The organism is Chamaesiphon sp. VAR_48_metabat_135_sub, assembly GCF_031418915.1.
GTDB lineage: Bacteria > Cyanobacteriota > Cyanobacteriia > Cyanobacteriales > Chamaesiphonaceae > Chamaesiphon.
On sequence record NZ_JANOJV010000250.1, the window covers coordinates 1 to 9,998 of the forward strand.

The 9,998-nt window shown below is 45.3% G+C and carries 11 protein-coding genes; 8 read left to right on the plus strand and 3 right to left on the minus strand.

Translation table 11 applies throughout. The annotated features are described in order from the left end of the window. The coding region (locus RMO55_RS17485) for an amidohydrolase family protein (RefSeq protein ID WP_310428630.1) at positions 1–559 on the minus strand (559 nt) is incomplete at its 3' end. Positions 560–611: 52 nt separating this feature from the next. Further along, the gene (locus RMO55_RS17490; protein ID WP_310428632.1) at positions 612–1,859 is read right to left on the minus strand and encodes a SidA/IucD/PvdA family monooxygenase; all 1,248 of its coding nucleotides are present in this window, start codon (positions 1,857–1,859) and stop codon (positions 612–614) included. A gap of 132 nt (positions 1,860–1,991) precedes the next feature. On the opposite strand from RMO55_RS17490, the gene RMO55_RS17495 reads away from it, so the two are divergent. The 8 genes from RMO55_RS17495 to RMO55_RS17530 all read left to right on the plus strand — a co-directional run bounded on the left by RMO55_RS17495 (position 1,992) and on the right by RMO55_RS17530 (position 9,439). Next, on the plus strand, positions 1,992–2,441 hold the full coding sequence (locus RMO55_RS17495) for a SufE family protein (protein ID WP_310428634.1): 450 nt from the start codon (positions 1,992–1,994) through the stop codon (positions 2,439–2,441). Positions 2,442–2,451: 10 nt separating this feature from the next. Beyond that, positions 2,452–3,459 carry a GTP-binding protein gene (locus tag RMO55_RS17500; RefSeq protein WP_310428636.1) on the plus strand — a complete coding sequence of 336 codons (1,008 nt, stop codon included), beginning with the start codon at positions 2,452–2,454 and terminating at the stop codon, positions 3,457–3,459. Between the two features lie 14 nt (positions 3,460–3,473). Further along, positions 3,474–4,625, plus strand: coding sequence for a GTP-binding protein (locus RMO55_RS17505; RefSeq protein WP_310428638.1), 1,152 nt, complete (start codon positions 3,474–3,476; stop codon positions 4,623–4,625). Positions 4,626–4,688: 63 nt separating this feature from the next. Continuing rightward, positions 4,689–5,327, plus strand: coding sequence for a GTP cyclohydrolase I FolE (folE, locus tag RMO55_RS17510; protein WP_310428640.1), 639 nt, complete (start codon positions 4,689–4,691; stop codon positions 5,325–5,327). A 187-nt stretch (positions 5,328–5,514) separates the two neighbouring features. Continuing rightward, positions 5,515–6,495 carry a GTP-binding protein gene (locus RMO55_RS17515; RefSeq protein WP_310428642.1) on the plus strand — a complete coding sequence of 327 codons (981 nt, stop codon included), beginning with the start codon at positions 5,515–5,517 and terminating at the stop codon, positions 6,493–6,495. 5 nt (positions 6,496–6,500) lie between these two features. Next, complete coding sequence (hisI, locus tag RMO55_RS17520; RefSeq protein ID WP_396134380.1) at positions 6,501–6,842, plus strand: phosphoribosyl-AMP cyclohydrolase; 342 nt, start codon at positions 6,501–6,503, stop codon at positions 6,840–6,842. A 30-nt stretch (positions 6,843–6,872) separates the two neighbouring features. Then, entirely contained in the window at positions 6,873–8,330 is a 1,458-nt protein-coding gene (cysS, locus tag RMO55_RS17525; protein WP_310428644.1) for a cysteine--tRNA ligase, read from the plus strand. After that, the gene (locus RMO55_RS17530) at positions 8,327–9,439 is read left to right on the plus strand and encodes a WD40 repeat domain-containing protein (protein WP_310428645.1); all 1,113 of its coding nucleotides are present in this window, start codon (positions 8,327–8,329) and stop codon (positions 9,437–9,439) included. Before cysS ends, RMO55_RS17530 begins: the two co-directional genes overlap by 4 nt. A 34-nt stretch (positions 9,440–9,473) precedes the next feature. Here the strand turns inward: RMO55_RS17530 and RMO55_RS17535 are convergent. Next, the coding region (locus RMO55_RS17535; RefSeq protein WP_310428647.1) for a D-alanyl-D-alanine carboxypeptidase at positions 9,474–9,998 on the minus strand (525 nt) is incomplete at its 5' end.

A 9,998-nucleotide genomic window follows, 5' to 3' on the forward strand; every position in this document is an offset into this window, starting at 1 on the left:
CAGATCGGACAAACTTGACAGCATCTGAGGTGGTAATATGCTCGAATACCACACGCAGTTGGGGAAATCGCTCCTTGAGGGGAATCAAATGTTTCTCAATAAACACTTTCTCCCGATCGAATACATCAATATCGCAATCGGTCACTTCTCCGTGCAGTAATAGCGGCATATCTACCTCCTGCATTGCTTCAAAGACGCGATCGCATTTGCGAATATCCGTCACCCCCAAGTCTGAGTTGGTTGTTGCACCTGCGGGGTAGTATTTCACCGCTTTGATAAACTGGGAGGCTTTGGCCGAGACGATCTCTTTGGGGCTAGTGTTGTCGGTGAGGTAGAGTGTCATCAGTGGCTCAAATTGCTTGCCATCCGGAATGGCGGCGATGATGCGATCGCGGTAAGCCGCAGCATCAGCGACCAAGCGGACTGGGGGCTTCAAATTTGGCATGACGATGGCACGGGCAAACTGACGCACAGTATGGGGTAGAACTGCTTTTAGTGCCGCACCATCGCGGAGATGAAGGTGCCAGTCGTCAGGTCGAGTGATAGTGAGTTTTTGCATCTTTTAATCATAAAACAGTTGGCAATGTGACGGGAACGTTAGATCGAAAGCTCTAACCCATTAATGCCAAGCTAGATTTTGTTAAGGCTGGTACGATCCGATCGCTAGCAGCCCTCGCGCCTGACAAATTTCGTGCTGCTGGGCCGACTCGTAATGCTGCCAAACCACCCATAATAAATAGTTCGCAACCTTGCCAGCGCAGATACTCGTCAACGACGGGTAAACCATTGACAATCTCTAACGGATGAGCGGCCAAAACGTCTTGCAGTAGAGGATGATTTCGCGCATCTAACTGACTGCCAGTAGCGACCCAAATTCGGTCAATACTTTGATGATGAATGCACTCATGGACGGCGGAATTATCACAATGTACCTGCCAACTATCATCACTCCATTCAGCTTGGGACACCCCACATTGTTCGTAGAACATAACTTTTCCCTCTCGCTCCAGTCGCCGCAGTTGGGACAGCACCATTGGAGTCATCGAGCCGCCATTCCGCGCCTGTTGAATCATCTGCCAGCGCGTATGTAAATCCGGTTCTGCCCAAAAACCTTTGAGATATTTCGGCCCAATCCAACCAGGATCGGCATCGAATAGCTTGCCATACACATCGCGGCGAGACATTAATAGCACCTGTGCGCCACGTTCAACTGCCCCTAACGCTAGATGTCCACTGGTTAGACCTCCCCCGATAATTAGGACTCGTTCGCCCTGGAGCCGCGATCCTCGCAGGTCTATCTGTTGAGAATGCAAGACTCGATCTGGGGGATAACTGGTCGAAATTTGCCCCACCCACTCAGGGACATTCCGCACGGCTCCACCATTAGCAATTACCACTCTACGGGCGATCATAGTTTGCCCATTGGCTAGGTGCAGACAGAATCGCGCCCGACCCCGATCTGTGCATGGTTCGACGCGGATAACTTGAGCTGGATAGACACAATCGGCTAATTGCCACCGCTGAATCATTTCTTGACAGAAATCCCGAAATAGTTGAGTTCCGGGTAAGTCGTAAGGCGCGAATAATTCGTCGGGGCGGGGAGCGGCAAAGGTACGCAGGGCATGAGGATCGGGGTCAGGTTGATGGACGGCTGGCGATCGCAAATGTGGGATCTCGAAGGCGGCGAACTGACGATCCCATTGACTCATCCAGGTACCACTAGGATCGAAGGCGAGAAACCGTCCGCGCATGGATTTCTTTTTCTGTAATAGATGTGTCGCTAGAGTCAGGGCATGAGGGCCAGCCCCAACAATTGCCAGATCGATAAATTCGGGGAGTGCTGCTAATGTGTCGAGCATGAATATTTAGCTTGGCGGTAGGCGATCGCTAGAATATAAGAACGATTATCATTCTACCTATGAAATCAGCTAAAAATCCGATATCATGATAATGGTTATCATTCCTGTAATCATGGTTTGCCTCAGATTGATATGTCGCCAGTCTCCCAACCACTACCACCCGCGCTCGATCGAATTATCCAACGTTTCCAACAGATATCGGAATCAAAACGGCGGTATGAGTACCTGCTTCACTTTGCCAAACGTCTTCCGGCGTTCCCCGATCACCAGAAAATCCCTGAGAATCGCGTCCCTGGTTGTGCATCGCAAGTTTATGTAATCGCGACGATGGATGGTGGCAAAGTCAGCTTTCAGGCTGATTCTGATGCCCAAATCACCAAAGGATTAGTGGGTTTATTGGTGGAAGGATTAGCGGGATTGACTCCAGCAGAAATCATGCAGTTAACGCCGCATTTTATTCAGCAAACTGGACTGGATGTGAGTCTGACTCCCTCGCGGGCTAATGGTTTTTACAACATTTTTCAAATGATGCAAAAGAGAGCATTAGTCTGTCATTTGACTGAGACTTATTTGCAAAGTTAAGGAGGTGATTATGCCTGATTCAGTCATCCAGAGTTGTTTAGAACCAGTGCTAAAGCGTCAACATGAAATACCTGTAACGATCGTGACGGGTTTTCTGGGGAGTGGTAAAACGACACTACTCAATCATATTCTCACCAATCAGCAAGGTTTGAAAATTGCCGTAATTGTGAATGAATTTGGTGATATCGATATCGATTCACAATTATTAGTAGCTGTGGATGAAAACATGGTGCAACTAGCTAATGGTTGTATTTGCTGCACAATTAATCAAGGTTTAGTCGATGCAGTTAAGGCGATCGCAAGTCGGACTGAATTAGTCGATTATCTGGTGATAGAAACTACTGGAATTGCCGATCCGTTGCCGATCATGCGAAGTTTTACAACTACGGATTTATCCCAAATTACTAGGGTTGATTCGGTGTTGACTGTGGTAGACGTATCATCATTTACTTCGCAACATTACGGTAGTGAAGCGGCATTAAATCAACTCATTTTTGGAGATATTATTTTATTGAACAAGACGGATTTAGTTACTGCTGATATCGTGGCTAAGTTGGAAAATTATATTCGATCGATCTCCCAAAATGCCCGAATTATTACCACTGAACATGGACGAGTGCCATTACCTTTAATTTTAGATGTTGGAGTTAATCATCGGGATACTGCTCTCAGCTTACCTGAATCGAGTCATGAGCATTCCCATCATCTAGAGAATGATGGATTCATAGCAGTTTCATTTGAGAGCATTTACCCGCTAATTCTGGATAAGTTTCAAAACTTTCTCGATCGATTATCTCCAGATGTTTATCGAGCTAAAGGTATCCTTCAGTTTCAGGGTAGTCAATTACGGCACATCTTCCAAATGAGTGGCAAACGGTATGAGATGGAGAGCATTCGGGTGGAAAAAATGAGCGCAAGTAGATCGCCGCCAACTAATGCTAATCAATTAGTATTCATCGGGCGAAACTTGAACGCTGAGGCAATTAAAGTGAAATTAACTGAATGCCTTGCTATATAATTTAAGGAAATTGCATGACTCAAACAATAACGCATCCAGCCACAGCTACACTCGAAATTCCTAAACGGGGAATGCCTGTTACAATTATTACTGGTTTTTTGGGTAGTGGTAAAACTACGCTATTAAATCATATCTTGAGCGATCGCCAGGGCTTAAAAGTCGCCGTATTAGTTAATGAATTTGGTGACATTAATATCGATAGTCAACTGCTGGTGTCGATCGATGAAGGGATGGTAGAGCTGAGTAATGGTTGTATCTGTTGCACGATCAATGAGGATTTAGTAGATGCAGTCTACAAGGTATTAGAGCGCGAAGACAAGGTTGATTATATGGTGATTGAAACCACTGGTGTAGCCGATCCGTTGCCGATTATCTTGACATTTCTGGGAACAGAATTGCGAGATATGACGCGATTGGATTCAATCGTCACGATGGTTGATTCTGAGACATTTACGCCCGAACACTTTGATAGTGAAGCAGCATTTAAACAAATCACCTATGCGGATATCACTATTTTAAACAAGACAGATTTGGCAAGTACCGAACAGGTTTTGAGTGTAGAGACGTATATTAAATCAGTTAAAGAAGGTGCGAGAATCCTCCACAGTGAGCATGGAAATGTCCCACTGAATCTAATTCTAGATGTTGAGTATAATAATCCAAATGATTATGCTGATTTAGTTAAGGAAGAAATAGAGCAAACTGAGCAAGATAGTCACAAACATCATGCTCACGAACACAAAACTTATGCTGCTCATGAATCACCCGCTGCTCATCAACATGAACACGAAAATAAACACGAACATGCACATAAAAAACATGATGCACATAATCACGAACATCATGCCCATGAGCATCATCATCACCATTCTAGTCATTTAGACAATGATGGATTTGTATCGATCGCCTTTGAAGGAGATCGCCCCTTTGATGTCAAGAAATTTCAAACGTTTCTACAATCACACTTACCATCAGAAGTCTTTCGAGCTAAAGGAATTTTGTGGTTTACAAATAGTGAAGATCGGCATATTTTTCAACTCAGTGGTGCTCGTTTTAAGCTAGATGGTGAGCCGTGGCAATCTTCACCAAAAAATCAGCTTGTCTTTATTGGACGCAATTTGAATGCAGATCGTCTTCGACAGCAGTTAACAGACTGTTTTGCCTAGTTTCGTGTTATTCATATCTCGAATTCAATAGTTCATCTCTAACCATTCAATCTAAATTTACTCATGACTTTATCGATTTCACCTGACGATATCCGTAAGCAACTCATTAATACTGAATCTAAATCTCCTGTTTCGGAAGCAGAAATGCAACAAGCAGTGCGGACATTGCTAATTGGGCTAGGCGAAGATCCAGATCGGGAAGGACTCCTCGACACCCCAAAACGAGTTGTTAAAGCTCTCAAATATCTGACTTCTGGCTACAACCAATCTCTGGATGAATTGCTCAATGGAGCTGTATTTCATGAGGATGCAAACGAAATGGTATTGGTGCGGGATATCGATTTATTTAGCTCTTGCGAACACCATATTCTACCGATCATCGGACGCGCTCATGTTGCTTATATTCCGAATGGAAAGGTAATTGGATTGTCCAAAATTGCCCGCATTTGTGAAATGTATGCACGGCGGTTACAGGTGCAAGAGCGATTGACTAGTCAGATTGCTGGTGCAATTCAGGGGTTGCTGAAGCCACAGGGGGTGGCGGTGGTGATTGAGGCGACGCACATGTGTATGGTGATGCGTGGGGTGCAGAAGCCAGGTTCGTGGACAGTGACAAGTTCGATGCAGGGGGTGTTTGCGGATGATGCGAAGACTCGTCAGGAATTTATGGATCTCATTCGTCATCGGGCATCTTTTCATTAGATTGAATTACTGCGGGGATCTACCCACCCCGCCCTACGGGCACCCCTGTCTTGTCGTTTTTTTATTCTGGGGTTCCCCCAGAATAAAAACGCCGCTCCTCGGAGGGGATTTTATCCTAGCCCAATGGCTAGGGTAAACCGACTACGGATATCGAAGATATCTTTGTATTTTAATATTCAATTTATTTATGTTAGATACACTTGAGGCACCACCACAAAAGTTACCTGTCACGATCGTGACGGGATTTTTGGGTAGTGGTAAAACTACGCTGTTGAACCATATTATTAAAAACTTTGAGGGTTATAAGGTTGCTGTTTTAGTCAACGAATTTGGTGATATTAATATCGACAGTCAACTGCTAGTTAAGGTTGGTGGTGATGAGGATGATAAAAATATGATTGAATTGACGAATGGCTGTATCTGCTGCACGATCAATGATGATTTTGCGGATGCAGTTTATCGAATTTTGATTAGAAAAGAAAGAGTTGATTATCTGATTGTTGAAACAACTGGCGTTGCTAATCCATTACCGATCGCACTGACTTTTCTAGGTACTGATTTACGGGAATTTACTCATTTAGACTCGATCGTTACTGTTGTCGATGCAGAGACTTTTAACCCTAGAGAACATTACGAGAGTGATGTGGCGATCAATCAAATCTTTTGTGGTGATATTATCGTCCTGAATAAAACCGATCTAGTTTCTCACGAAAGGGCAAATAAAACGGAAGATTTTTTGAAATCGGTTAAAGAAGGGGCGCGGATTTTGCGATCGGAGCATGGCAAAGTACCGCTGTCATTGATACTTGATACTAATCTTTCAGATCCAGATTTTTTTGAGAAGGCTGCGACGAATATTGATGTGGATTCTCAACATCTAAATAATGATGGATTTATGTCAATATCTTTTCAAAGTAATCGCCCGATTGCGTTGAAGAAGTTTCAACAGTTTCTCGAATATCAACTTACAGAAAATATATTTCGAGCAAAAGGGATTCTCTGGTTTGATGATAGTCCTTTGCGGCATATATTCCAACTTAGTGGTAAACGATTCACAATCGATGATAGTGAATGGACAACTCCGCAAAAAAATCAGATTGTACTAATTGGACGCAAACTCGATAAAATTTCCCTACTTCAAAGATTGAATGAATGTTTAACCAGATAATAAAAATGAACTCAAATCTAATGTGGATCGAGCGACTAAAATTCAATGAAAATGGGCTAATTCCGGCAATTGCTCAGGATTACCAGGACGGGGCAGTATTGATGATGGCATGGATGAATAAAGAATCAATTCAGCAAACATTAGCCACCAAAGAAGCCCATTACTGGAGCCGCTCTCGTAGCGAACTTTGGCACAAGGGAGCAACTAGCGGGCACATCCAAAAAGTCAAATCTGTTTACTATGATTGCGATGCAGATACCCTATTGCTAAAGATCGAACAAGTGGGTGATGTTGCCTGTCATACGGGCGTGAGAAGTTGCTTTTTTCATCAAGTATCAGGGGTTTAATTCTATCTTTTAATACAGCCAGTATTCACCATGAGTATCACGATCTACAGCACTTTAACTCGCACCAAACAGCCATTTACTACTCTTGAACCAGGGAAGGTGACGATGTATTGTTGTGGGGTAACTGTGTATGACGATTGCCACTTAGGTCATGCTAGATCTTATATTGGCTGGGATGTGGTGCGACGGTATTTGCAATGGCGCGGCTATCAGGTGCGCTATCTGCAAAACTTCACCGATATTGATGACAAGATTTTGAATCGAGCAAAGGCAGAAGGTAGCTCGATGGAAGTTATTGTCGATCGATATATTGCCGCTTATTTTAGAGATATTCGACGGTTAAATATCCTCGATGCGGATGAATATCCCCGCGTCACCGCACATATCCCCGCCATCCACGATTTGATTCAAGCTCTAGAAGCTCAAGGCTATGCCTATGCTGTGGATGGCGATGTTTATTATAACGTGCGACGATTTGAGGAGTATGGCAAACTGTCTGGGCGAAAGTTAGAGCAGATGCAAGCCGGAGCAGGCGGACGAGTCGATCCCAACGATCCAGAATCTAAGAAACAAAACCCTTTTGACTTCGCGCTGTGGAAGGCTGCCAAGCCCGATGAACCTGCCTGGGATTCGCCTTGGGGCAAAGGCAGACCTGGATGGCATATCGAGTGTTCGGCGATGATTCGATCGCGGCTGGGGGAAAGTATCGATATTCATGGCGGCGGTGGCGATTTGGTAGTTCCTCACCATGAGAATGAAATCGCTCAATCAGAAGTGTTGACGGGTAAGCCGTTGGCGAATTATTGGCTCCACAATGGGATGGTGACGGTGAATGGTGAAAAGATGTCCAAATCTCTGGGCAATTTCACCACGATTCGGGATTTGTTGGATGGGAAATGGGTGGGATGTCCGCATCAGATCGATCCGATGGCGATTCGGTTATTTGTACTTCAAGCCCATTACCGTAAGCCGTTGGATTTTACTGAAATGGCGATTACGGCGGCTGAGAATGGCTGGCAAACTCTCAAAGATGCGCTGACTTTGGATTGGGAGAAAATCGATGTTGCGATTGGATTGAGTGTGGGTGAATTTGATGTAAATGCTATCACCCAATTTCAGGCGGCGATGGATGATGATTTTAATACGGCGGCTGGATTGGCAGTGTTATTTGAGCTAGCTAAATCGCTTAAACGAGAGTTTAATTTGCGCTGTTATAAAGGCTTACAGGAATTATCAGAGATCCAATTACAGCAGAAATCACAGACATTAATTCAGCTAGCTCAGGTATTTGGATTGGAGGTTCAAGCGCAATCACAGAGTGAGTTAGAGGTCGATTCGGTCTGGATTGAATCACTGTTGCAACAACGCCAACAAGCAAGAGCCGAAAAACGTTATGCGGAAAGCGATCGCATCCGTGATGAACTACTCGCAGTGGGGATTACACCGATCGATCGACCCGATGGACAAACTAGGTGGGAACGATCATGAATACAGAAAAAGAGATGACAGAAGAAGACATCATCGAACAACCAATTTTAGAGTTGAGCGCGACCACCCAATTATCGGATTATGTCAGTGCGATCGCGTGGTCGCCGATTGATAATACTTTAGCTGCTGCTTGTTGTAATGGCGAAGTTCACCTAGTCAAGAGTTTTGTGGGTAGAGCCTTGTGTCCGCCGACGGGTAATTCAATTGACGCTTTAGCCTTCTCGTTTGATGGTAAATGGCTGGCTGCGGGAGGGTTAGATGGCAATATTAGCTTATGGCGGATCGACTGCGAGATCCCCGAACTCTTCGACACAATCGAATCTAGCTCCTGGATCTATCGATTAGTCTGGAGTCCAACCTGCAATCATCTGGCGTTTAATCTGGGTAAATCCGTCCAGATTTGGGATGCAGATCGGGCTGAAGTAGTCACAAATTTATCAGGAGCGGCTACCCCCCAAGATCTCCGCTGGTCGCCTGATGGCAATCATTTAGCTGTCGCAACCAAGAATGATATCCACATTTGGAATAGCCACAATTGGGACGCTCGACTATACCAGTGGGAATTAAACTCCCCCGCTAGTACCCTGGCTTGGTCGCCAGATGGGGCATATTTAGCCTGTGCCATTCACGACCACAGTATCGGTGTATTGGACTGGTCAAAGGTGAAGTATCTAGAGGAAGAGCCAACAGATGAAGCCGATTTCCCAACTCGAATGAGCGGTTTTCCTGGGAAAATCCGCCATTTAGCCTGGGCAGATCTGCCGCCTACCGCGAATTTTCCGCCATTTCTAGCCGCTTCTACCCGCGAAGTGGTGACTGTATGGGTTAACACTCCTCTGGACTGGGAGAGTTGGGTGCTAGAACTCAGTAGCGGCAATGTGATCGATGTGGCATTTCAGCCCAAAAGTGGGGTGTTGGCATCTCTAGCTGAAGATGGCTGGATTGTCCTCTGGCAAGCGGCTGTGGAGGCAGTTCAGGTACTCGATGGGGCGGAAGAGGGTTTTTGTTGTTTGGGATGGCATCCGACGGGCTGTCGGTTAGCTGCGGGGGGACGGCGGGGTGAGTTATTTATCTGGTCGGTTTGTGGTCGATCGGGTATGAAAATCTAAACCCCAAACCCCTCATTCATAGATGCTCAACAGCTTAGGCACAGTTTTTCATTTGGGCTAAATCTAAAACCATTTCGTCGATCGCGTTAGTCATCACCTTGCCCGATAATCCCGACTGATTGACCATGATACTGAAAACAATCTTGCCATAATTGGCATTGTCTAGGTAGCCAGAGAGCGTTCTTACCCCCTTGAGAGTTCCGGTTTTGGCATGGACTCTACCTTGAATGAAGGGATCTGTGAGGCGATTGCTTAACGTGCCATTCATTCCGGCGATCGACAGCGAATCGTAGAAAATTTTATTTCCAGGCTTACCTGACATGCCCTTGAGCAGATTGACAAAGGTGATCGGTTCTGCGCGATTGCTGCGGGATAAACCCGAACCATCTACCTGTCTGTAAGTGTCGGGGTTGACTCCCAAAGACGCAATCTCCGTTTTGATGGCTTGGATTCCACCCATTCGGCTCAGTAGTCGATTCGCTTGTTTGTTGTTGCTGTCGCGGTTAACCAAACCTATCGATCGCAGCCATTCGTCTAGATCGGTCGGTTGTAGTTTGGG

Bases quoted from the DNA above. Each gene is read 5' to 3' on its own strand.
- RMO55_RS17490 (WP_310428632.1), bottom strand. From the start codon at position 1,859: ATGCTCGACACATTAGCAGCACTCCCCGAATTTATCGATCTGGCAATT.
- RMO55_RS17495 (WP_310428634.1), top strand. From the start codon at position 1,992: ATGTCGCCAGTCTCCCAACCACTACCACCCGCGCTCGATCGAATTATC.
- RMO55_RS17500 (WP_310428636.1), top strand. From the start codon at position 2,452: ATGCCTGATTCAGTCATCCAGAGTTGTTTAGAACCAGTGCTAAAGCGT.
- RMO55_RS17505 (WP_310428638.1), top strand. From the start codon at position 3,474: ATGACTCAAACAATAACGCATCCAGCCACAGCTACACTCGAAATTCCT.
- folE (WP_310428640.1), top strand. From the start codon at position 4,689: ATGACTTTATCGATTTCACCTGACGATATCCGTAAGCAACTCATTAAT.
- RMO55_RS17515 (WP_310428642.1), top strand. From the start codon at position 5,515: ATGTTAGATACACTTGAGGCACCACCACAAAAGTTACCTGTCACGATC.
- hisI (WP_396134380.1), top strand. From the start codon at position 6,501: ATGAACTCAAATCTAATGTGGATCGAGCGACTAAAATTCAATGAAAAT.
- cysS (WP_310428644.1), top strand. From the start codon at position 6,873: ATGAGTATCACGATCTACAGCACTTTAACTCGCACCAAACAGCCATTT.
- RMO55_RS17530 (WP_310428645.1), top strand. From the start codon at position 8,327: ATGAATACAGAAAAAGAGATGACAGAAGAAGACATCATCGAACAACCA.